General features: G+C 67.8%; 20 protein-coding genes. 10 read left to right on the forward strand and 10 right to left on the reverse strand.

Going from position 1 to position 22,342, the window contains the following annotated elements; translation table 11 throughout:
* Positions 1-68: 68 nt before the first annotated feature.
* Entirely contained in the window at positions 69-575 is a 507-nt protein-coding gene (locus AVJ23_RS15115) for a rhomboid family intramembrane serine protease (RefSeq protein WP_240484670.1), read from the reverse strand.
* A gap of 217 nt (positions 576-792) precedes the next feature.
* Positions 793-2,049, reverse strand: coding sequence for a hypothetical protein (locus AVJ23_RS15120; protein WP_058863053.1), 1,257 nt, complete (start codon positions 2,047-2,049; stop codon positions 793-795).
* Positions 2,050-2,198: 149 nt separating this feature from the next.
* Here AVJ23_RS15120 and AVJ23_RS15125 point away from each other — a divergent pair, with 149 nt between their 5' ends.
* The 4 genes from AVJ23_RS15125 (at position 2,199) to AVJ23_RS15140 (ending at position 4,986) form a co-directional block, all read left to right on the forward strand.
* Complete coding sequence (locus tag AVJ23_RS15125; protein ID WP_058863054.1) at positions 2,199-2,639, forward strand: hypothetical protein; 441 nt, start codon at positions 2,199-2,201, stop codon at positions 2,637-2,639.
* An 884-nt stretch (positions 2,640-3,523) separates the two neighbouring features.
* A complete protein-coding gene (locus AVJ23_RS15130; protein ID WP_058863055.1) occupies positions 3,524-3,937 on the forward strand; it encodes a hypothetical protein in 414 nt (137 codons plus the stop codon).
* A gap of 310 nt (positions 3,938-4,247) precedes the next feature.
* Entirely contained in the window at positions 4,248-4,598 is a 351-nt protein-coding gene (locus AVJ23_RS22860) for a hypothetical protein (protein WP_157772683.1), read from the forward strand.
* Positions 4,588-4,986, forward strand: a complete 399-nt coding sequence (locus AVJ23_RS15140) for a hypothetical protein (protein ID WP_058863057.1) — start codon at positions 4,588-4,590, stop codon at positions 4,984-4,986. The genes AVJ23_RS22860 and AVJ23_RS15140 overlap by 11 nt, the downstream gene beginning before the upstream one ends.
* A gap of 411 nt (positions 4,987-5,397) precedes the next feature.
* On the opposite strand, the gene AVJ23_RS15145 is transcribed toward AVJ23_RS15140, so the two are convergent.
* Positions 5,398-7,908, reverse strand: coding sequence for an adenosylcobalamin-dependent ribonucleoside-diphosphate reductase (locus AVJ23_RS15145; RefSeq protein WP_058863058.1), 2,511 nt, complete (start codon positions 7,906-7,908; stop codon positions 5,398-5,400).
* Between the two features lie 198 nt (positions 7,909-8,106).
* Between AVJ23_RS15145 and AVJ23_RS15150 the strand changes: the two genes are divergently transcribed.
* Positions 8,107-8,538, forward strand: a complete 432-nt coding sequence (locus AVJ23_RS15150) for a DUF1489 family protein (protein WP_058863059.1) — start codon at positions 8,107-8,109, stop codon at positions 8,536-8,538.
* Between the two features lie 8 nt (positions 8,539-8,546).
* A complete protein-coding gene (locus AVJ23_RS15155) occupies positions 8,547-9,086 on the forward strand; it encodes a GNAT family N-acetyltransferase (protein ID WP_058863060.1) in 540 nt (179 codons plus the stop codon).
* Positions 9,087-9,148: 62 nt separating this feature from the next.
* Here AVJ23_RS15155 and AVJ23_RS15160 read toward each other — a convergent pair whose 3' ends face one another.
* Entirely contained in the window at positions 9,149-10,009 is an 861-nt protein-coding gene (locus AVJ23_RS15160; RefSeq protein ID WP_058863061.1) for a hypothetical protein, read from the reverse strand.
* A gap of 181 nt (positions 10,010-10,190) precedes the next feature.
* Positions 10,191-10,682, reverse strand: a complete 492-nt coding sequence (locus tag AVJ23_RS15165) for a YdcF family protein (protein WP_058863062.1) — start codon at positions 10,680-10,682, stop codon at positions 10,191-10,193.
* A gap of 69 nt (positions 10,683-10,751) precedes the next feature.
* On the opposite strand from AVJ23_RS15165, the gene yghU reads away from it, so the two are divergent.
* Positions 10,752-11,612 carry a glutathione-dependent disulfide-bond oxidoreductase gene (gene yghU, locus AVJ23_RS15170; RefSeq protein WP_058863063.1) on the forward strand — a complete coding sequence of 287 codons (861 nt, stop codon included), beginning with the start codon at positions 10,752-10,754 and terminating at the stop codon, positions 11,610-11,612.
* Positions 11,613-11,649: 37 nt separating this feature from the next.
* On the forward strand, positions 11,650-12,993 hold the full coding sequence (locus AVJ23_RS15175) for an ABC1 kinase family protein (protein WP_058863064.1): 1,344 nt from the start codon (positions 11,650-11,652) through the stop codon (positions 12,991-12,993).
* Between the two features lie 46 nt (positions 12,994-13,039).
* On the opposite strand, the gene hisG is transcribed toward AVJ23_RS15175, so the two are convergent.
* Genes hisG through hisS form a run of 3 tightly spaced genes read right to left on the reverse strand, consistent with a single transcriptional unit; the run spans position 13,040 to position 16,283 of the window.
* The gene (hisG, locus tag AVJ23_RS15180) at positions 13,040-13,735 is read right to left on the reverse strand and encodes an ATP phosphoribosyltransferase (protein WP_058863065.1); all 696 of its coding nucleotides are present in this window, start codon (positions 13,733-13,735) and stop codon (positions 13,040-13,042) included.
* Positions 13,732-14,814 carry an ATP phosphoribosyltransferase regulatory subunit gene (locus AVJ23_RS15185; RefSeq protein WP_058863066.1) on the reverse strand — a complete coding sequence of 361 codons (1,083 nt, stop codon included), beginning with the start codon at positions 14,812-14,814 and terminating at the stop codon, positions 13,732-13,734. The genes hisG and AVJ23_RS15185 overlap by 4 nt, the downstream gene beginning before the upstream one ends.
* A complete protein-coding gene (gene hisS, locus AVJ23_RS15190; RefSeq protein ID WP_058863067.1) occupies positions 14,811-16,283 on the reverse strand; it encodes a histidine--tRNA ligase in 1,473 nt (490 codons plus the stop codon). The genes AVJ23_RS15185 and hisS overlap by 4 nt, the downstream gene beginning before the upstream one ends.
* A 116-nt stretch (positions 16,284-16,399) precedes the next feature.
* On the opposite strand from hisS, the gene AVJ23_RS15195 reads away from it, so the two are divergent.
* Positions 16,400-16,606 (forward strand): SlyX family protein, encoded by a 207-nt coding sequence (locus AVJ23_RS15195; RefSeq protein WP_058863068.1) that lies wholly within the window; start codon positions 16,400-16,402, stop codon positions 16,604-16,606.
* Between the two features lie 81 nt (positions 16,607-16,687).
* Here AVJ23_RS15195 and AVJ23_RS15200 read toward each other — a convergent pair whose 3' ends face one another.
* Both AVJ23_RS15200 and dnaE read right to left on the reverse strand, forming a co-directional pair.
* The gene (locus AVJ23_RS15200) at positions 16,688-17,581 is read right to left on the reverse strand and encodes a hypothetical protein (RefSeq protein ID WP_058863069.1); all 894 of its coding nucleotides are present in this window, start codon (positions 17,579-17,581) and stop codon (positions 16,688-16,690) included.
* 106 nt (positions 17,582-17,687) lie between these two features.
* Positions 17,688-21,188 carry a DNA polymerase III subunit alpha gene (gene dnaE / locus AVJ23_RS15205; protein WP_058863070.1) on the reverse strand — a complete coding sequence of 1,167 codons (3,501 nt, stop codon included), beginning with the start codon at positions 21,186-21,188 and terminating at the stop codon, positions 17,688-17,690.
* A gap of 195 nt (positions 21,189-21,383) precedes the next feature.
* Between dnaE and AVJ23_RS15210 the strand changes: the two genes are divergently transcribed.
* Positions 21,384-22,307 (forward strand): glutaminase, encoded by a 924-nt coding sequence (locus AVJ23_RS15210; protein WP_058863071.1) that lies wholly within the window; start codon positions 21,384-21,386, stop codon positions 22,305-22,307.
* The last annotated feature ends 35 nt before the right edge of the window (positions 22,308-22,342 follow it).

The raw sequence follows: 22,342 nt of genomic DNA on the forward strand, positions 1-22,342 counted from the left end.
TGCGCCACGAAACTGCAAACGCGTAACATCAACCAGCGGTGAGCCAGAGCCTCCAGTCTGGAAAGCGCTCAAGCGTCCCAAATTATCTGACGACGGACACCCCGGGGTGCCTCCCAGGAAACGCCGGGTTGACCGGGCAGCACGCCCCAGATGATCGAGCCATAGAGCACAACCACCAGAAACGACGCGCCAAGTGTCACAGCCGATCGGTCGACAAGGCCACGCGCGATCAGAAAGCCGACCCACCCGAAAACCAACCCGGATGCGCCGATGTGGATGCCCGTGCTGCCGAGCAGCCACACCAGCAAGCCTCCGAGCCCGACGACGATGACGTTCATGGCCATGAGGCCGCGCGTGGCGGTTGCCGCCAGCAGCGCGCCCAGCACCAGCAAGGGCGCCGTGTTCGCCGTCAGATGCGCGAAGCTGCCATGCAGGAACGGCATGCCGACGACGCCATCAAGCCCACTGACCCTCCTCGGAATGAGGCCGAGCCCCGCGTTGAGACCGTAGCCGGTTGCCCAGTTGACGGTCTGTATGATCCACAGCGCGGCCACGAAACCGGCCAGCGCCGCCATCCGTTTCAAGAATACCCACATATGCTCCCGTCCCTCGCTGTTCGGAGGATAAGTGTCGGCACAACCCGATCAAGGTGTGGCCAAGGCTACCGAATACGATCCAACCATGACCTGGTTGAACCATCCCCGCTGCAAGACGCGCGTTGCTCGTCGCAACTCAAGGGAACGCTTCAGCATCACGATCGGTCGATGGACAGCAGGTTCGGGCCGGTCGCGCTCACGAGTTTGCTCCGGCACCGACCTCTCCCTCCAACCGCGCGATCAGCGGTCGCAATCGCTTGACCATCAGGTCTTCTCCGCTTCCGTCGTCGGCGATCCTGCGCAACTGGTCCAGTGCCCAGGCCGTGCGGTCGATCCGTCGGACGGCTGTCATGAGGTGCGCGGCCGCGTTGTCGATGTCGAGAGGGGAGGCGTCGTAGCCTCGGCCGGCGAGCAGATGCTCTATGGCATGCAGGGCCACGCCTGCCGCGAAGGCGGGGTCCTTCTGCGCGAAGTCCCGGGCGGCGCGTGTCAGCGTGGCGGGCGCGGCCTCGTGGTCGGCGGCGCAGTCGAGGGCGATGTCGAGATATCCGGCGGTCTTCGCGGCCGCGAACCATTTCCCCTTGCGACCGTGGTACGCCATCAGGTCCTCGAGAACCCCACGCGGATCCCTGTCCGGGTAGCGCCTCACCAGGTCGCGCCACATCGCCAGCCACGTGCCGCCTGCCGTCATCGGCACGCCATAGCGTGCATAGGCCTCGTCCGCCTTGCCCTGGCGGATCAGGAGGGTCTCGCAGAACTGCGCAATGGCGCGATAACCCGGCGGCATGCGTTCCCCGTCGAGCAGCGCCGCGGCGCGCGCCAGCGCCTCGGCCTCGCGTCCCTGTCGGAGAAGCGCCTCGGCCGCGAATTTCTCATAGAACCAGAGCCGCGTCCTGGCGCTGTCCACGAGAGCAAGCAACGCGTCGTGACGGCCCGCCTCAAGGAGGCAGGACAGGGTCAACGTGGCGCTCGGGACATGCGAGAAGCGGGCGTGATCCGCCCATGCGGCCGAGATCAGGTCGAGATCGCGATCCGCGTGGTCGTTGATCACCGACGGAACCTGCGCGATCTCGCCGAAGCGGTCGGCGAGCGGGGCGAGGTAGTCGACGCCGTCGTCGAGAATGGCCCTGCGCAGCCGCTCCGCCCAGGCCGCGCGCATGGTGTGATCCGCCGGGGCGTCGATCAGGATCGGGGCGAGGTCTTCGAGGCTGCGCGCCACGGCCGTGCCAAGCGCGCCGGAGGAGGTGTCGATATGCTCGAAGGCTGGCCAGATGCGTTCCGCGAGCGCGATGACGCCCTCGCCGGCCGCGACGGGATCGCTCTTCCGCACGGCCTTGATCTCGCGCGTCGCCGCCTTCAGCCGCGCGGTGGCCTTCGCCGTGCCGCGCCAGCCGAATGCGCCCGCGCGCATGCCGGGCTTGAAGGCCCATTTGTGAGTCGTGCTTCGGGCCATGTCGTCCTCTTGTCCTGTCGAGACTGACACAGCGCGGTTCCGGGATGAAGAGCCGACCGCCTCTGGGCGGCCCACATCGACGGGGCCGATCTGGTTGACCTTTCGTCGGTGATCTGGCCATCGGGCCTGCGCAGGACGGGAGCGGTCACATGACCAGCGACGGGGATATCCGCGAGAAACTCGCCAAGCTCGAGCGCCTGTTCGCCCAGGGCGCGACCCCCGGCGAACGGGCCGCGGCCGGTGCGGCACGGGACCGGCTTCAGGCCAGGCTGGATGTCGGAACCGCGGACGACGCGGACCCGGAGATTGAGCTGCAGTACTCCCTGCCGGATGTCTGGTCGGTGCGCATCTTCGTGGCGCTCTGCCGCAAGCACGGGGTGCGACCCTATCGCTATCCCCGGCAACGGCGCACCACGGTCATGGTCCGGGCGCGGCAAGCCGGTTTCGAACGCACGGTCGCCGCAGAGTTCCGCACCCTCTACGGCGAGGTAACGGCGTATTTCGACGAGACGGTGAATCACCTCATCGCCGACGCCATGAAATCCGATGGCAACGACGAGACGCTCGAGCAGCGGCAGCTTCCGAAATAGCACGCCGTGCCCATCCGCCCGCCCGGAGCGGCCGCGAAGCATATCGCCGGCAAATATGACGCAGCGCTGTGCGCGTCGACGATCCGGGATCGTCGCGCCCGCAGTTGCCATCCAGTCTTGTCGGAAATTTGAGTAGCGATATCAGCTTTGGGGGCTTTTCCTCTGGCAAATAGAAACGAGCGCCGCCGCGCTCGTGGTCGTCTCCCGTCAGCGGCCGGGATCGCAAAGGCTGCCGAGGCAGCCCGCTCTGACGGATGGCATGGGAATTTGTCAGGGATGCACGTCGTTGCTTCCGCTCACGCGGATACCACCACCTCTGGGGACTGATCAGGTCCCCGCAGCGCGCTGCTATTTTCGGTGATGCATAACACCGTTCACGAGCGTCCAGTGGTTCTGGATGTCGCTGCCTCCTTTCTCTTCGCTCATCGTGCGGTCCCGGACGGCATCTTCATTCCTTCCGTCATGACGAAGAAATGGAACCATCGAGTTCAAACAGAAACTTTTTTGCAGCCGATGACCCAAGGTTATTTGCCCAGACCTCGCGAAGGCGGTTCTCCGAGATTCCTTTCAACGCTCCCGAGAAGGTGTCCGGTGCGGACGGGGACGCCGCTCTCTGGCCGGGGTGCCACAGCGCTTTGGGCCAGGGTCGTCATTCGGCGTCATGGGGCCGATTGACGACCCTGGCAGAGGACTCTCCTCACGGCCGAAGAGAGCTGAAGTTTTTTCTTCGTGCTGCGGGCGGCTGGCCAATCTCCAAATCGAGAGACGAGAACAACGGTCAATCGACGCAAGCAGGAGCAAGGAGGGAAGATCGGGAAAGAAAAGCGGACAGGCTTGATGCTGCCACGACCGGCAGATGACGCACAACCAATAGGAGGACCACCATGCTGCGCAAGCTCCCAACGAAGACCCTGTCCGCAGATCCGCAACTCGCCCCAGTGCGGGACTTTTTCGAAGAGCACGGAGCCGCCCTGTGCAACGCCGCCGGGCTGATCGACGATGGATTCGGAACGACGCGCGTCCTGCGCCTCATGTCCGGTTTGCGCGAAGCGTCGCGCCTCAATCGGGCGACGCGGCGCAGGCTCGTCGATCTGCATCGGCTCCTATCTCTCGACCCGGTCATCGACGCGTTCGAGCCTGACCTGTCGTCATGGATGCTCCTCGACCCTGCCAGTCCCGAAGTGGAAGAGCTCTGCCTGCTGACTGACCGGCTCTACGATCTTCTGGTCGAGATCGGAGAAATGGATGATGATCGGGACGCCCTGGCGCTCGCCCTCCTGGCTCAGGACGCGGCCTGAAGAGTGGCTTCGGCCATGCAGGGTTTGCATGGCCGGCGTCCTGCCGTCGGACCAACGCAAGGTCCGATACCCGGCCGTCAACCGTCTCGGGACATCTTTGGCGGCCGCCAAAAAAATCTCAAGCACTGGGCAGATTTCTTCTTCGTCATCCAAAAGAACGACCAATGTTCTCTTCACCAGCACCCAAGACCAGCCTTCGCAACCAGCCGAAAGGACCCTGCTACCGCCCAATCATCTCCCTGCGACGGAAAATGACGCCGATGAATCAGGCACCCAGCACCGTTTCCGCACCGCATGAAGGGAGATCAACATGCTCAACACCACAACCCTCGACACTGCCGAAGCCCGTCTCGGCGCATCATATGCGGTAGAGCAGCACCTACGCCGCCACGGCGCGAGTCTCTGCGACCTGCTCGACGCACTCGATGATCCGAGCGGGTTCGCGGCGCTCTGCGATCTGCATGGTGCCTTCGGGCAGCCGATCCCGGAGACACATGCCGTCGAGGTCGCCCTCCGCGACATCCGTCGCATCCTGGCCGACCAGGCACCGTCCTCGCTCGACCGGATCCGCCATGAGCGGGGCTTGCCAGCCTCCGACATAACCCGGTGGCATGGCGCGCGGGTCAGCGAGCTGCTCGCACGGTTCCCTCATGCCGAGTGAGACCGGGACATGCTGTGTCCTTCAGCTGGCGCGCCAGCGCCGCCTGAGCGTCCATCCCGATCAGTTCGGGATGGAGCAGGACATCTGCGACGTGACGCTGTGGCTCATCGAGAAGCACGGTCTGTCTCGTGTCCACGTGTGGGTGGATCGTCACTACACCCAGATCGGACGGGAGATCGCCGGAGTGACCGTCATGACCTCGCCAAGCCACCCCGCGCGGCTGACCGAGGCGGCACACGAGGCGTTTCTCGCGCTCGGCTACACGATCGAAGACACCCGCGCAGACATTTACGGCCATCAGTTCTGCGATGGCCGTCACTCGAAGCACGAGACCATCCAGGCCTACGCGCGCATCGACGGCGCATTGCGGCGCTGGCGATCACCATAAAAACCCTTAGGCACTTCGGAGAAGGGCGGCGAAAGTCGCCCTTTTTTCATGCCTTTCTTTCCTCGGGCCAATACCTGTCAGTATCGCGCATCGAATACTCGGCAAGTCTTTGGAACGGCCGCTGGAGTACTCTTCCACTGGGAAAGGCAGCGGAGGCGCGCCTCCGGACCAACAGCGCTACCGGCCTCGATCGAGCCCCCAAAAAAATTCCGAGAACCGTTTCTGTCGCCCGTTTCCGGTGTCCATATCCCTCAGGACAGAGCCGAAAGCGCCTTCATGCGCGAAATGGTCGAAATAACGGAAAAACGGGCGCGTACGCCCGATTGACCTCAATTGCCTGCGGAATGGACCTTTCAAGCCCGCCGATGGCCATGAATTGGTGGTCAAAATAAATAAGCCCAACCAGCCCCCTCACCCGCATTTGGAATGGCCGCAGGAGGCGCAGGTGAGGCAGCCTTCGATCATGCGCAGGTCGTATTGGCCGCAGCTGGGGCAGGCCTTGCCGCGGGGGGTGTCGAGGCCGACGACCTGGGCCTGGGGGTCGCTTTTCAGGCCCATGCCCTCGCCTTCCAGGAAGCCGATCGCGACCATGTGGCGTTCGATCACGCCGCCGATCGCGGCGAGGATCGAGGGGATGTACTTGCCCTGCACCCAGGCGCCGCCGCGCGGGTCGAAGACGGCCTTGAGCTCTTCGACCACGAAGCTGACATCGCCGCCGCGGCGGAACACGGCCGAGATCATCCGGGTCAGGGCCACGGTCCAGGCGAAATGCTCCATGTTCTTGGAGTTGATGAAGACCTCGAAGGGCCGGCGACGCCCGCCAACGACGATATCGTTGATCGTCAGGTAGATGGCATGCTCGCTGTCGGGCCATTTCAGCTTGTAGGTCTGCCCTTCCAGCGCCTGCGGCCGGTCCAGCGGCTCGGACATGTAGACCACGTCGCCATGCGGCTGGAGCGGTTCGGCCGCGGTGGTGGCGGCGACTTCGGGGGCTTTCTCTTGGCCAAACAAGATCCAACTTGCGGGGACACCACAAATGTCGGCGACTTTCTTCGCCATCTCAGGCGGCAGATTCCTTTCACCGGTTATCCAGTTGTTGAGACGGGTCGTGGATACACCTGCTGCTTCGGCGAACTCCCTTTGAGTTGCATATCCCGCTCTTTCTTGGATCCATTTCAAACGCTCGGCCGCCGAATTCAGATCCGGCAACTCCGCCTTCTTCTCCTCCGCCACGCTCAGCACGCTGCCCGTCACCTCGTTCGGCCGGTAGGTGGTGCAGCCCTTGCAGCCGGTCTCATAGGCGAGCAGGTAGACCTCCTTGAAGGCCTCGAAGGAGATGTCCTCGGGGCAATTGATCGTCTTGGAAATCGAGCTGTCCACCCATTTCTGGGCGGCGGCCTGCATGCGCACGTGTTCCTCGGGCGCCAGAACCTGCGCGTTGACGAAATGGGACGGCAGCTCGGCCTCGGGCCCGTGTTTCGCGCGGTACATCTGCACGGCGTAGTCAATCACGTCTTCCTCGGTGCGGCTGCCATCCTTCTGCAGCACCTTGCGGGTGTAGCTGTAGGCAAAGACCGGCTCGATCCCCGAGGACACGTTGCCAGCATAGAGCGAGATCGTCCCCGTCGGCGCGATCGAGGTGACCAGCGCGTTGCGGATGCCGTGTTCGCGCACGGCCTCGCGCACATCCTCGTCCATGGCCATCATCGTGCCCGAGGCGAGGTACTGCTCGGCATCGAAGAGCGGGAAGGGCCCCTTCTCGCGCGCGAGATCGACCGAGGTCAGGTAGGCGGCGCGCGCGATCGCCTTGAGCCAGGCCTCGGTGCGGACCGCCGCCTCTTCCGAGCCGTAGCGCAGCCCGACCATCAGCAGCGCATCGGCGAGCCCCGTGACCCCCAGCCCGATCCGGCGCTTGGCGCGAGCCTCCTCGGCCTGCTGCGGCAGCGGAAAGCGCGAGGCGTCGACCACGTTGTCCATCATGCGCACGGCGCAGGCGACCAGCTCGGCCAGCTCGTCGGCGTCGATATCGGCGCCCGCCTCGAACGGGTCGCGCACCAGCCGGGCGAGGTTGACCGAGCCCAGCAGGCAGGCGCCATAGGGCGGCAGGGGCTGCTCGCCGCAGGGGTTGGTGGCGCTGATCGTCTCGCAATAGCGCAGGTTGTTGGCCTCGTTGATGCGGTCGATGAAGATCACGCCCGGCTCGGCATAATCATAGGTCGCGCGCATGATGCGGTTCCACAGGTCGCGGGCCGGCAGGGTGTGATAGACCCGGTCGCCGAAGCGCAGCTCCCACGGACCGTCGGCCTTGACCGCCTCCATGAAGGCATCGGTCACCAGCACGGACAGGTTGAACATGCGCAGCCGCGCGCTGTCGGCCTTGGCGGCGATGAAATCCTCGATATCCGGATGGTCGCAGCGCATCGTGGCCATCATGGCGCCCCGGCGCGAGCCCGCGGACATGATGGTGCGGCACATGGCATCCCAGACATCCATGAAGCTGAGCGGCCCGCTGGCATCCGCCGCCACGCCCGCCACCGGCGCGCCCTTGGGCCGGATGGTCGAGAAATCATAGCCGATGCCGCCGCCCTGCTGCATGGTCAGCGCGGCCTCCTTCAGCATGTCGAAGATGCCGGCCATGGTGTCGGGGATCGTGCCCATGACGAAGCAGTTGAACAGTGTCACGGACCGGTCGGTGCCCGCGCCCGCGGTGATGCGGCCCGCCGGCAGGTAGCGGAAATCCGACAGCGCCTCGTAGAATCGCGCCTCCCACGCGTCGGGATCGGCCTCGGGCGCGGCCAGGGCGCGGGCAATGCGGCGCCATGTATCCTCGACGCTGAGGTCGATCGGCGTGCCATCCGCCTCTTTCAGGCGGTATTTCATGTCCCAGATCTGTTCGGCGATGGGCGCGGCAAAGCGGGTCATGTCGGTGATTCTCCGGCTGCGGGGAAGACGCAGCATAGCCAAGAACCGGGCCGTATTGAAGGCACAGTTTGTGTGACGCCGTGATCCGCCCCACAGGATGTCGTGCGGTCTTGGGGCGCGGTCGGGCGGCCGCCCTGCCCTTGCGCGCCCAGGCGGGGCGGCCTAGATGAGGGGGATCAGGCCAGCGGAAGGGCGTCCATGCCGGATCATGTGCATCTCATCAAGCTGAGCGTCGGCACAGAAAGCGTCGAGAGCCTTGCCACCTGGCAGGCCGGCTACGCGCGCCGCTTCGAGGACGGCCTGCCGCGCCACGTCACCCGCATGTGGCCGCGCCGCGAGACCGAGATCCTCGCCGGCGGCTCGATCTACTGGGTCATCAAGGGGCTGGTACAATGCCGCCAGCGCATCCTCCGGCTGGATGCCGTGACCGGGCAGGACGGCACGCGGCGCTGCGCCATCGTGCTCGACCCCGAGATCATCCGCACCGGCACCGCGCCCAAGCGCCCCTTCCAGGGCTGGCGCTACCTGAAGCCCGAGGACGCGCCGCCCGACCTGTCCGAGCATCGGCAGGAAGAGGATACGCTGCCGCCGGAGCTGGCCGGCGCGCTGGCCGAAATCGGCGTGCTGTGAGCTCTGCCATGCAGCTCTGGACGGCTCCCGCAGGGCACACGACCGCGCTGAAAGACCTCTTCACCCGGACCTTCACCGCCTCCGAGGGCGCCGACGAGGGCGCGCTGATCGGCACACTGGTGCAGGGGCTGCTGGCCGACACGCCGCCCGCCGACCTGCGGGTCTTCGCCGTGCCCGACGGGGAAGAGGCCGCCGCGGCGGTGCTCTTCACCCGGCTGCGCTATGCCGGGGATCCGCGCCGCGTGATGCTGCTCTCGCCCATGGCGGTGGCGCCCGACCGGCAGGGCCAGGGCCTTGGACAGGCGCTGCTGACCGAGGCTCTGGCTCGCCTGCGCGCCGAGGGCTTCGAGGGCGCGATCACCTATGGCGACCCGGCCTTCTACGGCAAGCTGGGGTTCCGCCCGCTGTCCCCGCAGATGGCGCCCCCGCCCCACCCGCTCAGCCAGCCCGAGGGCTGGATCGGCCAGTCCCTCACCGACACCCCCCTCACCCCGCTGCAAGGCCCCGCCACCTGCGCCCCTGCCCTAGACGATCCGGCCTACTGGTAGCCCCCGAACGCAAAAGGGCGGCCCGCTTGGGGCCGCCCTTTGCGAAACCGTGGGAACGGGTCTCAGAACCCGATGGAGCCGGTCAGGCCGGTGATGGCCGAGCGTTCGCCGCGCACGACCGAGTTCGACACGGTATGGGCCGGGGTCCGCTTGGCGCGGGCATCGCCCAGCAGCAGCGTCGCGCCCATCGAGAAGCGGTCGCCATCCAGCGAGCCGATCGGCGAGCGGCCGGTGGCCGAGGCGTATTCGCCGCTGAACACCACCGACTGGGTGCCGAGGTTGGTGGTGTAGCTGAGGCCCACCGCCTTGGTGTCGGAGTCCAGCCCGGTATTGTCGATGGCGCTCATCTGGTAGCTGACGAAGGCGTCGAAGCCCGAGCCGAAGGCCATGTTGGCCCCGGCGCCAAGGCTGCGCGCATCCACGTCACCCAGCCCGGCGATGTCGATATTCGACCACACGCCGCTGCCCCAGACGCTGACATTCTGGCCAAGATCGGCGCGCATGCGCAGGCCGGTATCCTTGACCTCGACGATATTGGCCAGGTTGTCGATCTCGGTCTCGCCGTGGAAGGCCGCGCCTTCGAACCGGCCGAAACGCAGCGTGCCCTCGACGCCGTAGCTGTTCAGGTCGGTGTCCAGCCCGCCGCCCAGGTCAAGATTGTCCTTGGCGATATAGGCGCCCAGCCCGAAATTCTGCGACACCCAGTAGGTCGGCGCCACGTGGAAGGCCATCTGGGTCAGCTCGCCGCCATTGTCCTCCAGCTGGTTCCAGCCCAGGTCGACCTTGGTCGAGACACGGCCGAAGCGCAGCACGCTTTCCCCCTCGAGCGAGAAGCCGTCCGCCGTCAGCCCCTGCACGTCGACCGAGGAATAGCCCAGCCCGATTGCCGTTGAATGAGAGAATTCCTGCGCAACCGCAGGCATAGCACAACCAATACCGCACAGGGCGGCCACAAACCACTTGCTCATATTTGCCTCAGCGTTTTTCGAGTTTCTTATGCCGATCGGATAAACCAGCCGGTTCAGATCGCACAAGAGCGAATCCAGAGGCTTAGGCATTTTCTTGGTGGACCGGTCCACGCTTTGGCCCCGGCCTGCCCCCTGCTCAGCGCCCCTTCCCGGCCAGCGCGTACCACGCAAAGGCGCCCGCTTCACGCAACCGCAGGCTTAGTGCGCGACGCGACGGCAAGGGTGTGGCAGGCGGCCAGTCGGCCCGCGCCGACAGGCCCGCCCGCCGCGCCACCAGAAGCGCCCGCGGCGCGTGATAGCGCTCTGTGACAAGCACCACGGGCGGGTGTCCCAGCGCCTCGAGCAGCGGCAGGGAAAGGCGGATATTCTCCTCGGTCGTGGTGGCACGGGGCTCCAGGTGCAGCGCCTCAGGCGCCACGCCCGCGGCATGGCAGAGCCCCGCGATCACCTCGGCCTCGGCCGGTCCGTGACGCCCCTCTCCGCCGCTTGCGATGATGGCACCGATGTGGCCGGCATGCCACAGATCCGCCGCGTGTAGCGCGCGCCGCGACAGGCTGGGCGAGGCCACGCCGCCCGGCCAGACCGCCGCGCCCAGCACCAGCGCCACCGGCCGTCTCGCATCCGTCATCGCGCCCCCTCTGGCATTTCCGCCCGCCATGGTTACCTTGCGCCGCAGCAGACAGGAAGGACGCGACAGATGACCGACAGCTATACCCCGCCCAAGGTCTGGACCTGGGACAAGGAGAATGGCGGCCAGTGGGCCAGCCTCAACCGCCCCATCGCCGGCGCCACCCATGATGCCGAGCTGCCCCGCGGCAAGCACCCGTTCCAGCTCTACAGCCAGGGCACGCCGAACGGGGTCAAGGTGACCATCCTCTTCGAAGAGCTGCTCGCCGCCGGCCATTCGGAGGCCGAGTACGACGCTTGGCTGATCCGCATCGGCAAGGGCGACCAGTTCGGCTCGGGTTTCGTCGAGGTGAACCCCAACTCCAAGATCCCGGCGCTGATGGACTATTCCGGCGACACACCGCTGCGCGTCTTCGAATCCGGCGCCATCCTGATGCACCTGGCCGAGAAATTCGACGCCTTCCTCGCCCATGGCGAGAAGCGCGCCGAGATGCTGTCCTGGCTGATGTGGCAGATGGGCAGCGCGCCCTATCTGGGCGGCGGCTTCGGCCATTTCTACGCCTATGCGCCCTACCCCATGGAATACCCGATCAACCGCTTCGCCATGGAGGTCAAGCGCCAGCTGGACGTGCTGGACCGCCACCTGGCCGAGAACCGCTTCATGACCGGCGACGACTACACCATCGCCGATATCGCGATTTGGCCGTGGTACGGGCGCACCGTGCAGGGCCTGTCCTACGACGCGGGCGAGTTCCTCGACGTGAAGACCTACACGAACGTCATCCGCTGGACCGAAGAGATCGCCGCCCGCCCGGCGGTGCAACGCGGCGCCATGGTCAACAAGACCGGAGGCGAGCCGTCGCAACAGCTGCACGAGCGTCACGACGCCTCGGATTTCGAGACGAAGACGCAGGACAAGATCGGCGCCTGACCCTCGCCCCCGGGGCGGGGCCGCCTATCTCTGCGCCATGAGCGATCCGACCCGCCCCCTCGCCGTCCCGTCCTCGCGCCTGTCGCGCGGGGTCCGGACCGGCACGCTGACCGCCCGGCTGATGGCCGGGATGCTGCCCGGCGCCACCCGCGCGCTGGCCTCGGGCCGCCGGCCCGACCCGCGCGAGATGCTGCTGACCCCCGCCAACATGCAGCGCCTGACTTCCGAGCTGGCCCGGATGCGCGGTGCCGCGATGAAGCTGGGCCAGCTTCTGTCCATGGAATCGGGCGACCTCGTGCCGCCCGAGCTGGCGCAGATCCTCGCCCGGCTGCGCGCCGACGCCCATCACATGCCGCCGGCCCAGCTGAAGCGCGTGCTACTGGACCAATACGGGCCCGACGCGCTGAAGCGCTTCCGCCGATTCGACCCGCGCCCGGTGGCCGCCGCCTCGATCGGGCAGGTGCATCGCGCCGTGGCGCAGGACGGGCGCGAACTGGCGCTCAAGATCCAGTATCCCGGCATCCGCGCCGCGATCGATGCCGATGTGGCCAATCTGGGCACCCTGATGCGCTATTCCGGCCTTGTGCCCGCCGGGCTCGACCTTGCGCCGCTCCTGGACGAGGCCCGCACCCAGCTGCATGAAGAGGCCGACTATACCCGCGAGGCGCGCGAGTTGACCCGTTTCGCCGACCTGCTGGCAGACGACCCGGAATTCGCCCTGCCGCGCCCGCATGCCGACCTGTCCACCGCCGATATCCTGGCCATGGATTACATGCCGGGCCGGCCGATCGAGACGGTGGAAGAGACCGACCAGGCCACCCGCGACCGCGTCGCCGCCCGGCTGATCCGTCTCTACCTGCGCGAGGTCTTCGACTGGGGGCAGGTGCAGACCGATCCGAACTTTGCCAATTTCTTCCACGACCCCGACAGTGGCCGCACCGTGCTGCTGGATTTCGGCGCCGCGCGCAGCTTTGACGCCGCGCTGGTCGACCGGTTCCGCAGGCTGATGCGCGCCACGGCCCAGGGCGAGCGCGAAGCGATCCGCAACGCGCTGTATGATATCGGATACATGCGCCCCGAAACGCCGGCCGCGCAGCAGGAGACGATCCTGCGCATGACGGCGCTGGTCTCGGGCGCGCTGCAGGGCGGCGTGTTCGATTTCGGCGACACGACCCTGCTCGACCGGATGCGGCGCGAGGGCGAGCGGCTGGGGATGGAGCAGGGCTTTGCCGAGGTGCCGCCGATGGACGCGCTGTTCCTGCAGCGCAAGCTGGCGGGCATCGTACTGCTGGCCACCCGGCTGCGCGCGCGGGTCGACATCGCCGCCGTCATGGCGCCCTATCTATCGGACGCACCCCGGCCAGAGTTCTGCCCGAAATGACGGAAACGCTGCCCGTTTCGTACGAAACGGGCAGATTGGCCACCGCTCACTCCAGCGACATCCGGTCCAGCAGGTCGCGCAGCGTCTCGCGCTCGGCATCGCTGAGCGGCGCGGTGCGGCTGCGGAACAGCGTCGCCTGGCTGCGCAGCACCGGTTCCTCGCAGAGCACCTTGAGATGGTTGGCGCGCAGCGTCTCGCCGGTCGAGGTGATGTCGGCGATCGCCTCGGCGGTCAGGTTCTTCACCGTGCCCTCGGTCGCGCCCTGGCTGTCGACCAGCTGGTAATCCGCGACCCCGCCGCGATGCAGGTAATCCCGCACAAGCCTATGATATTTCGTGGCAATCCGCATCCGGAACCCATGGCGCGCACGAAAGGCGCTGGCCGCTGCGTCCAGGTCGTCCAGCGTGTCCACATCGACCCAGCATTGCGGCACGGCGATGATCAGGTCGGCATGGCCAAAGCCCAGCTCGGCCAGCGGCGCGACCTTCTGGTCCCATTGCGCCAGCTTCTCCTGCACCAGGTCGGTGCCGGTCACGCCAAGATGAATACGCCCGGCGGCCAGTTCGCGGGGGATCTCACCGGCGCTCAGCAGCACCAGCTCCATCCCGTCAAGCCCTTGAACTTCCCCGGAATATTCCCGCTCGGACCCGGTCCGCGCAAGGCCCACGCCGCGCGCGCCGAACCAGTCGAAGGTCTTCTCCATCAGCCGTCCCTTGGACGGCACGCCCAGCTTGACGCTCATGTCGCGGCCTCCAGCTCGCAGAGCAGCCCCGGGCGGATCACCCCGCCCACGGCCGGGATTTCGCGCCCCTGCCCCAGCTGCCGGGTCAGCGCGTCATAGCGGCCACCGGACGCGACCACTGGCCAGTCGGGCCGAAAAGGTTCAACGAATCCGAAGACAAAGCCGTCGTAATACTCCATCGAGCTGCGCCCGTAGCTGGCCTCGAAGCCCAGCGCGCCCACGTCCACGCCGCGCGCCTCCAGCGCGTCGCAGCGACGCGAAAACCGCTCCACCGCCGGCGAGATGGCCGGCAGGTCCACCGCGATATCGCGCAGCCGCTCCAGCGCGTAGGGACAGGATTCCGAGACCTTGAGCAACGCCTCGACCAGCGCGACCAGTTCGCCCGACAGGGCAGGCTCTTGCGCGTCTTCCCTAAGTGCCTCGATTCGCTGCGAGATTTCCATCTGCGAGCGCATGCCGATCAGCGGTCCGGCCCCGGCCATCGGGTCCACCGCGGCCAGGAGTGCCGCGCGCGAGGGCGGCACCTGCGCCTGTCCCGCGAAACGCTCCAGCAACGCGCGAAACCGCCGCGGCCGCCAGATATGGCGCTGCAGTGCCGCGCGCCGGCGCCCGGACAGGCCCAACCCTTCGACCGCGGCCATCAGGATGCCGATATCGCCCGTGACCGCGCGCAGCCCGTAAGGCGCCAAGGTATTGAAAAACAGCGCGAAAACCTCGGCATCCGCGGCATCCGGATCGCTGCGGTCAAAGACCTCGTAGCCGACCTGCACATATTCCGAGGCGCGCTCGGGATGCTCCTCCTGCCGGCGAAAGACCTTGCCCGCATAGGTATAGCGCGCGGGCTCCGCCCCCTCGGCCATGTGCATCTGCACCACCGGCACGGTGAAATCGGGCCGCAGCATCACCTCGCCCGCCACCGGGTCATAGGTGACATAGGCGCGGGTGCGGATATCCTCGCCGTACAGGTCCAGCAGCGTGGCCGCGGGCTGCAGAACGGCGCATTCCACCGCCTGCGCGCCGGTTGCCTCGAACGCGGTGCGCAGGTCCTGCGCCTTGGCCGTGATCTTCGAAAGGCTCATGCCTGGCCGTCCAGGATCTCTTGCACCCGGGCCACCAGCTGGTCGCGCGGCACCTCGACCTGGCTGGGTCGTTCCTTCCATTCCTCGAGGCTGGCGCTCTCGGCGATGCGCGCGCCCAGCACCAGGTCCTTGATCTGCACCACGCCCTGCGCCTTCTCCTCCGCGCCCTCGATCACGGCGACCGGCGCGTGACGTTTATCGGCGTATTTCAACTGGTTGCCGAAATTCTTGGGGTTGCCCAGGTAGACCTCGGCGCGGATGCCGGCGGCGCGCAGCTCGGCCACCATGGACTGATAGTCGGCCATGCGGTCGCGGTCCATCACGGTCACCACGACGGGGCCTTGCGGGGTGCCCCCCACCCGGCCCTTCTCGCGCAGCGCGGCCAGCAGCCGGTCGACGCCGATCGACACGCCGGTGGCCGGCACGACCTGCCCGGTGAAGCGCTTGACCAGATCATCATAGCGCCCACCACCGGCGACCGAGCCGAACTGCCGCGGGCGGCCCTTCTCGTCGAGGATCTCGAAGGTCAGCTCGGCCTCGAAGACCGGCCCGGTGTAATAGCCCAGCCCCCGCACGACCGAGGGGTCGATGACAATGCGGTCGGGCCCGTAGCCCTGTGCGGTCAGCAGATCGGCGATCTGCGCCAGCTCGTCCACGCCCTCGGCCCCGGCGGCGCTGTCGCCCACCGCGTCGCGCAGGTTGGCCAGCGTCTCGGTCGTGTCGGCCCCACGCGAGGTGAGGAAGGCCAGCACCGGCGCGGCCTGCGCCTCGCTCAAACCGACCCCGTCGATATAGGCGCCCGAGGCGTCCAGCCGGCCCTTGCCCAGAAGCTCGCGCACCCCGGCCTCGCCCACCTTGTCGAACTTGTCGATGGTGCGCAGCACGGCGGCCGCCTGTCCCTCGTCGGCGACGCCGGTGGCCTCCAGCACGCCGTTCAGCACCTTGCGGTTGTTGACCCGGATCACGTAGTCGCCGCGCGGGATCCCGACCTCTTCGAGGCAGTCGGCCAGCAGCGCGCAGATCTCGGCATCGGCGGCCACGCTGGCCGCGCCCACCGTGTCGGCATCGCATTGATAGAACTGGCGATAGCGCCCCGGGCCCGGCTTCTCGTTGCGCCAGACGGGGCCCATGGCATAGCGCCGATAGGGCAGCGGCAGATCGTTGCGGTGCTGGGCATAGACCCGCGCCAGCGGCGCGGTCAGGTCATAGCGCAGCGCCATCCAGGTCTCGTCCTCGTCCTGCCAGGCAAAGACCCCCTCGTTCGGGCGATCGACGTCGGGCAGGAACTTGCCCAGCGCCTCGACCGTCTCGACGGCCGAGCTTTCCAGCGCATCGAACCCGTAGCGGTGATAGACCGCGGCGATCCGGTCCAGCATGGCCTTGCGCTCGCCCACCTCAGCGCCGAAATAATCGCGAAAGCCCTTGGGGGTCTGGGCCTTGGGCCGCGGGGCTTTTTTCACTTTGGCCATGGGTCGGATCCGCCTTGGAATTGCCTCGCGCACCCTGTACCCATTCGCAACCGCGGGAGCAAGCGACCCGCCCCGGCGATGTCCGGGCCGCCACCCGCAATCCTGGGAGAGTGCCCATGTCCACCGATCGCGACGCGCTGGAAACCCGGCTGGCCTTCCTTGAACGCAGCCTCGAGGACCTCTCGGACACGGTGGTCGTCCAGCAGCGCGAGATCGAGCGGCTGACCCGCCGCGTCGCGCTGCTGATGGCGCGCGAGGCCGAGCGCGAGAGCGAGGGCGGCGGCGGGCTGGTACTGGGCGACGAGCGCCCGCCGCATTACTGAGCCGCGGCCGGGGCCAGGTGGTCTGCGGGACGGCGGGCGGGGCGAGGTGCCGCAGGCACGAGCGCCGTCAGACGGGCCCGCTCAGCTCTTCATGTCCAGCGCGACCACTTCGCCATCATGCAGCAGGATGTTCTTCCAGCGCGCATTGCTGCCAAAGCGTTCATACACGCTGACAAAGACCGTGTTGCGCTCCAGCCGGCCGATCCGGTCGCCGCAGGGCTGGCCGCGGCCCACCCGGCAGACCCGGCTCTTGAGCTCTTCATAGGCGATATCGGTCTCGGCGGTGGGCTGGCCGGCGCCGCCGGCCGCGTAGCGGATCTGCTCGTAGGTCGAGGGCGCGCCGAACAGCACCAGCGCGGCCGAGAACTGGCGCGCGCAACCATCGCCGAACCCCGTCAGGTAGAAGCTGCGCTGCCCGGTCGTGTCCGGCGCGCTGTCATAGAGCGTGTAGCCGCCCCGCCCGCTCTCGGGATAGGCGTTGACCTTGCGGCCCAGCCGGCGCTCGGGCACGTCGCAGACCCGCGCGATCTCGCCATAGGGCAGGGTCGTGCCCAGCGGCACCTGCCGGTAATCCGGCGCGCCGGGCTCGGGCGCGCGCCCGCCACCCCCGCCACCGCCGCCGAACAGCGCGGCAAGCCCGCGGCGCGGCGCCGGGTCGGGCGCAGTCTCCTCGGGCTCGGGGGCCGGCTGGGCCGCCACGGTCGGCTCGGGCGCAGGCGTGGGCGCGCTGTCGCGCCCCGCATCGGCCTGCCGGCGCAGAAAGCCCAGTAGCCCGCCACGCGGACGCTCGGCCGCGGGGGCCGGCTCGGGCGGCGTGTCGACCACGCTTTCGGGCGCCTCCTCGGCCGGCAAGGCCTCGGCGCGGCCGGTCTCGTCCGCCACCTCCACGTCCTGCAGCCGCGGCACGTCCCGCAACGGGTCCCCGCAGGCCGAGACCGCCAGAACCGCCAGACCGATCAACACCCAAGGCCGCATGCGCCCCACTCCTTCCCAGAACGCCCCCTTCTATCCACCGGGCCGGGGGCGGGTCCAGCGCGCAGAGGGATATGGGCGGCGGAACGCGACGTTCCGCCGGGGGGCATCAGAAATCCTCGACCGCCAGCACGCCGTCCAGCGATTTCACCGCACCCTTGACCTCGGGCGTGACGGGGAAATCGGCCTGCAGGTCCAGTTCCACCTCGCCGGGCAGGCCGTGATGGCTCAGGCACAGGTGGACCGGCCCACGCGCGGCACGCGGCATCTGCTCGGCCGCGCGGCTGAGCACCGAGGCGATCTGCGGCAGCGCCTGTTCGGCATCGACGAAGATGCGGATCCCGCCCGGCACCGCGCCGGCCATGGCGGCATCCACCGGCGCCACGCTGCGCCCCAACAGCTTGAGCTGGTCGGCCTCCAGCGTCGCCTCGACCGTGACCACGACCTTGGCGCCGGTCTCGAGGAACTCGCGCGATTTTTCCAGCGTCTCCGAGAACAGCGTGACCTCGTAGGCGCCCGTCGGGTCGGAGAGCTGGCAGAAGGCAAAGCGGTTGCCGCGCGCGGATTTGCGCTCCTGCCGACCGGCCACCACGCCGGCCAGCTTGGCGACCAGCGGGCCGCCCTGCGCGCGGTCGGTCAGCGCGGTCAGCGTGGTCACGTCCTGCCGCCGGAGGCTGGGCATGTAATCGTCCAGCGGATGGCCGGACAGGTAGAAGCCCACCGCCTTGAACTCCTCGGCCAGCCGCTCGGCCGGCAGCCAGTCCGAGACCGGCGAGAGGCGCGGCTCGGGCAGGTCCTCGCCCGCCTCGCCGAACAGCGAGACCTGCGCGCTGGCCTTCTGCTCGTGGATCGCCGCCGAATAGGCCACCAGCGCGTCGAGACTGTCGAAGACCCGGCGCCGGTTGCGGTCCAGCTGGTCGAAACAGCCCGCCCGCGCCATCATCTCCAGCGGCCGCTTGCCGATCCGCTTGAGATCGACCCGGCGGGCGAAGTCGAACAGCGTGGCAAAGGGCCGGCCGTCGCGCCCCTGCACCACCAGCTGCATCGCGTCGACACCGACATTCTTGAGCGCGCCCAGCGCATAGACCAGCTCGCCCTTCTCGACATCGAACATGGCCTGCGAGCGGTTCACGCAGGGCGGCACCCAGGGCAGCTCCAGCCCCTTGCGGACTTCCTCGAAATAGACCGCCAGCTTGTCGGTCAGGTGGATGTCGCAATTCATCACCCCGGCCATGAACTCCACCGGGTGGTTCGCCTTCAGCCAGGCGGTCTGGTAGCTGACCACGGCATAGGCCGCGGCGTGCGACTTGTTGAAGCCGTAATTGGCGAATTTTTCGAGCAGGTCGAAGACCTCCTTGGCCTTCTTCTCGTCCACCCCGTTGGCCATTGCGCCCTTGGTGAACTTGGGCCGCTCGGCGTCCATCGCCTCCTTGATCTTCTTGCCCATGGCACGGCGCAGCAGGTCGGCACCGCCCAAGCTGTAGCCCGCCATGACCTGGGCGATCTGCATCACCTGCTCCTGGTAGACGATGATGCCCTGCGTCTCTTCCAGGATGTGGTCGATCAGCGGATGCACCGAGGTGATCTCGCGCTGACCGTTCTTGACCTCGCAATAGGTGGGGATGTTCTCCATCGGGCCGGGCCGGTAGAGCGCCACAAGCGCCACGATATCCTCGATGCAGGTGGGCTTCATGCGCTTGAGCGCATCCATCATCCCCGAGCTTTCCACCTGGAACACCGCCACCGTCTTGGCCGCGGCATAGAGCTTGTAGGTCGCCTCGTCGTCCAGCGGGATCAGGTTCATCTGGTTCTCGCCGCCCGGCGCGGGGGCGTAGAGCTCGGTCCCGTCGGCGGCCACGTGCAGCGGGCGGCCGGATTTCAGGATCAGGTCCAGCGCGTTCTGGATGACCGTCAGCGTCTTCAGCCCGAGGAAGTCGAACTTGACCAGCCCGGCCTGCTCGACCCATTTCATGTTGAACTGCGTGGCCGGCATGTCGGAGCGCGGATCTCGGTAGAGCGGCACCAGCTCATCCGTCGGCCGGTCGGCGATCACCACCCCCGCGGCGTGGGTCGAGGCATTGCGCAACAGCCCCTCGACCTGCTGGCCATAGGTCAGCAGGCGGTCGACCACCTCCTCGTTGCGGGCCTCCTCGGCCAGGCGCGGCTCGTCCTTCAGCGCCTTCTCGATGCTGACGGGCTTGACGCCCTCGACCGGGATCATCTTGGACAGCCGGTCCACCTGCCCGAAGGGCATCTGCAACACGCGGCCCACGTCGCGCACCGCCGCCTTGGACAGCAGCGCGCCGAAGGTGATGATCTGCGCCACCCGGTCATGGCCGTACTTGTCCTGCACGTAGCGGATCACCTCCTCGCGGCGATCCATGCAGAAGTCGATGTCGAAGTCGGGCATCGAAACCCGCTCGGGGTTCAGGAAACGCTCGAACAGCAGCGAGTAGCGCAGCGGGTCGAGATCGGTGATGGTCAGCGCATAGGCCACCAGGCTGCCCGCCCCCGACCCCCGCCCGGGTCCGACGGGGATGTCGTGATCCTTGGCCCACTGGATGAAATCGGCCACGATCAGGAAGTAGCCGGGAAAGCCCATCCCCTCGATGATGCCCAGCTCGAAATCCAGCCGCGCCTGGTACTCCTCGACGCTCACCGCGTGCGGGATCACCGCCAGCCGGGCCTGCAGACCCTCGTTGGCCATGCGGCGCAGCTCGGCCACCTCGTCATCGGCGAAGCGCGGCAGGATCGGGTCGCGCCGGTAGGCCATGAAGGCGCAGCGTTTCGCGATCTCGACGGTGGTCTCCAGCGCCTCGGGCAGATCGGCGAACAGCACCGCCATCTCCTGCGGCGTCTTGAGGTAATGTTGCGGCGTCAGCCGGCGGCGCGGCTCGTTCTGGTCCACATAGGCGCCCTCGGCAATGCAGATCAGCGCGTCATGCGCCTCGTACATCTTGGCCTGCGGGAAATAGACATCATTGGTGGCGACCAGCGGCAGCCCCATCTCGTAGGCCATCTCGACAAAGCCGCGCTCGGTCAGGCGCTCGGCCTCGGGCAGCTGGCCATCCTCGCCCGGATGGCGCTGCAGCTCGACATAGAGCCGGTCGCCGAACATCGCCTCCAGCCGCGTCATCAGGGTCTGCGCGGCGGCGCGCCCGCCGGCCTGCAGCAGGCGCCCGACCGGCCCGTCCGGCCCCCCGGACAGGCAGATCACGTCCGCGCAATGCGCCTCCAGCTCCTCCAGCGTGACATGTGGCAGCGCCCCGTCGCTGCGCAGGTAGAGGCAGGAATTGAGCTTCATCAGGTGCTCGTAGCCGGTCTCGCTCTGCGCCAGCAGCACCACCGGCGCGGGCGGCTTGGGCCGCTCGCCGGGCTGCGGCTGCAGGTAGCGCAGATCGACCTGGCAGCCGATGATCGGCTGCACGCCGGCCCCGCTCGCCCCGACCGAGAATTCCAGCGCGGCGAACAGGTTGTTGGTATCGGTCACCGCCACGGCGGGCATGCCCATATCGGCGCAGAGCCCGGGCAGCTTCTTCAGCCGCACGGCGCCCTCCAGCAGCGAGTACTCGGTATGGGTGCGAAGATGAATGAATCGGGGATCGGCCATGGCCGCACAGTATGTGGCGGTCGCAGGCACCGCAAACCCCGAAATGCGCCCCAGGGCTTCTTCTCTTTCCAAATACTCACGGCGCGACGCCGCCGCCCCCCGCGCCCCGCCGGGCCGGTCGCGCGACCGCGCCCCGGGCTTGACCCTGCGCAGCGCGCCCCGCACCCTGCGCCCGCCTGCCGCGGAGCGCCCTTCATGACCGATCCCGACCGCCTGCCCGCCTTTCTCGACACGCTCGATGCCGAGCTGCGCGCGCGCGGCGAGTGGGGCCGGGTGGCCGATTACATCCCCGAACTGGCCGGGGTGGACCCGGCGCAATTCGCCATCTCGGTGGTGCGCGCCGACGGTTCGGTCACCGGGGCGGGGCAATGCGACACGCGCTTCTCGATCCAGTCGATCTCCAAGATCTTCGCGCTGGCCTGCGTGCTCAACCGGATCGGCGACAGCCTGTGGTCGCGCGTCGGGCGCGAGCCCTCGGGCGACCGGTTCGATTCGATCCTGCTGCTGGAACAGGAGCAGGGCCGGCCGCGCAACCCCTTCATCAATGCCGGCGCGCTGGTCACCACCGACGAGCTGCTCGCCGGGCGCCCCCCGCGCGAGGCGCTGTCCGAGATCATCGGCTTCGTGCGCGCCGCCGCCGAGGAGGACGACATTCATATCGACAAGGCCGTGGCCGCCTCGGAGGCCGCCACAGGCTATCGCAATGCCGCGCTGGTCAATTACCTGAAAAGCTTCGACAACCTGCGCAACGCGCCCGAGCGGGTGCTGGGCACCTACGTGCATCAATGCGCCATCGAGATGACCACCCGCCAACTGGCGCTGGCCGGGCGCTGCATCGCGGGGCTGCCCGGGGCGCCCATGCTGATGACCGAGGCCAAGCGCCGCCGCATCGCCGCGTTGATGATGACCTGCGGGCATTACGACGGCTCGGGCGATTTCGCCTTCCGCACCGGCTTGCCGGGCAAGTCCGGCGTGGGCGGCGGCATCCTGATCGCCGTGCCGGGGCGCGCCTCGGTGGCGATCTGGTCGCCGGGTCTGAACGCCTGGGGCAATTCTCAGGCCGGGACCGAGGCCGCCGAACGGTTGGCCCGCTTCACCGGCTGGTCGGTCTTCGGCTGAGCCCGACCCCTCCCCGAGGGCCAAGGGCCCGGCAA

The organism is Pseudoponticoccus marisrubri, assembly GCF_001482405.1.
GTDB lineage: Bacteria > Pseudomonadota > Alphaproteobacteria > Rhodobacterales > Rhodobacteraceae > Pseudoponticoccus > Pseudoponticoccus marisrubri.

Excerpts from the sequence above, each read along its gene's own strand:
- AVJ23_RS15115 (WP_240484670.1), bottom strand. The coding sequence starts at position 575 with ATGGCGGCGCTGGCCGGTTTCGTGGCCGCGCTGTGGATCATACAGACC.
- AVJ23_RS15120 (WP_058863053.1), bottom strand. The coding sequence starts at position 2,049 with ATGGCCCGAAGCACGACTCACAAATGGGCCTTCAAGCCCGGCATGCGC.
- AVJ23_RS15125 (WP_058863054.1), top strand. The coding sequence starts at position 2,199 with ATGACCAGCGACGGGGATATCCGCGAGAAACTCGCCAAGCTCGAGCGC.
- AVJ23_RS15130 (WP_058863055.1), top strand. The coding sequence starts at position 3,524 with ATGCTGCGCAAGCTCCCAACGAAGACCCTGTCCGCAGATCCGCAACTC.
- AVJ23_RS22860 (WP_157772683.1), top strand. The coding sequence starts at position 4,248 with ATGCTCAACACCACAACCCTCGACACTGCCGAAGCCCGTCTCGGCGCA.
- AVJ23_RS15140 (WP_058863057.1), top strand. The coding sequence starts at position 4,588 with ATGCCGAGTGAGACCGGGACATGCTGTGTCCTTCAGCTGGCGCGCCAG.
- AVJ23_RS15145 (WP_058863058.1), bottom strand. The coding sequence starts at position 7,908 with ATGACCCGCTTTGCCGCGCCCATCGCCGAACAGATCTGGGACATGAAA.
- AVJ23_RS15150 (WP_058863059.1), top strand. The coding sequence starts at position 8,107 with ATGCCGGATCATGTGCATCTCATCAAGCTGAGCGTCGGCACAGAAAGC.
- AVJ23_RS15155 (WP_058863060.1), top strand. The coding sequence starts at position 8,547 with ATGCAGCTCTGGACGGCTCCCGCAGGGCACACGACCGCGCTGAAAGAC.
- AVJ23_RS15160 (WP_058863061.1), bottom strand. The coding sequence starts at position 10,009 with ATGCCTGCGGTTGCGCAGGAATTCTCTCATTCAACGGCAATCGGGCTG.
- AVJ23_RS15165 (WP_058863062.1), bottom strand. The coding sequence starts at position 10,682 with ATGACGGATGCGAGACGGCCGGTGGCGCTGGTGCTGGGCGCGGCGGTC.
- yghU (WP_058863063.1), top strand. The coding sequence starts at position 10,752 with ATGACCGACAGCTATACCCCGCCCAAGGTCTGGACCTGGGACAAGGAG.
- AVJ23_RS15175 (WP_058863064.1), top strand. The coding sequence starts at position 11,650 with ATGAGCGATCCGACCCGCCCCCTCGCCGTCCCGTCCTCGCGCCTGTCG.
- hisG (WP_058863065.1), bottom strand. The coding sequence starts at position 13,735 with ATGAGCGTCAAGCTGGGCGTGCCGTCCAAGGGACGGCTGATGGAGAAG.
- AVJ23_RS15185 (WP_058863066.1), bottom strand. The coding sequence starts at position 14,814 with ATGAGCCTTTCGAAGATCACGGCCAAGGCGCAGGACCTGCGCACCGCG.
- hisS (WP_058863067.1), bottom strand. The coding sequence starts at position 16,283 with ATGGCCAAAGTGAAAAAAGCCCCGCGGCCCAAGGCCCAGACCCCCAAG.
- AVJ23_RS15195 (WP_058863068.1), top strand. The coding sequence starts at position 16,400 with ATGTCCACCGATCGCGACGCGCTGGAAACCCGGCTGGCCTTCCTTGAA.
- AVJ23_RS15200 (WP_058863069.1), bottom strand. The coding sequence starts at position 17,581 with ATGCGGCCTTGGGTGTTGATCGGTCTGGCGGTTCTGGCGGTCTCGGCC.
- dnaE (WP_058863070.1), bottom strand. The coding sequence starts at position 21,188 with ATGGCCGATCCCCGATTCATTCATCTTCGCACCCATACCGAGTACTCG.
- AVJ23_RS15210 (WP_058863071.1), top strand. The coding sequence starts at position 21,384 with ATGACCGATCCCGACCGCCTGCCCGCCTTTCTCGACACGCTCGATGCC.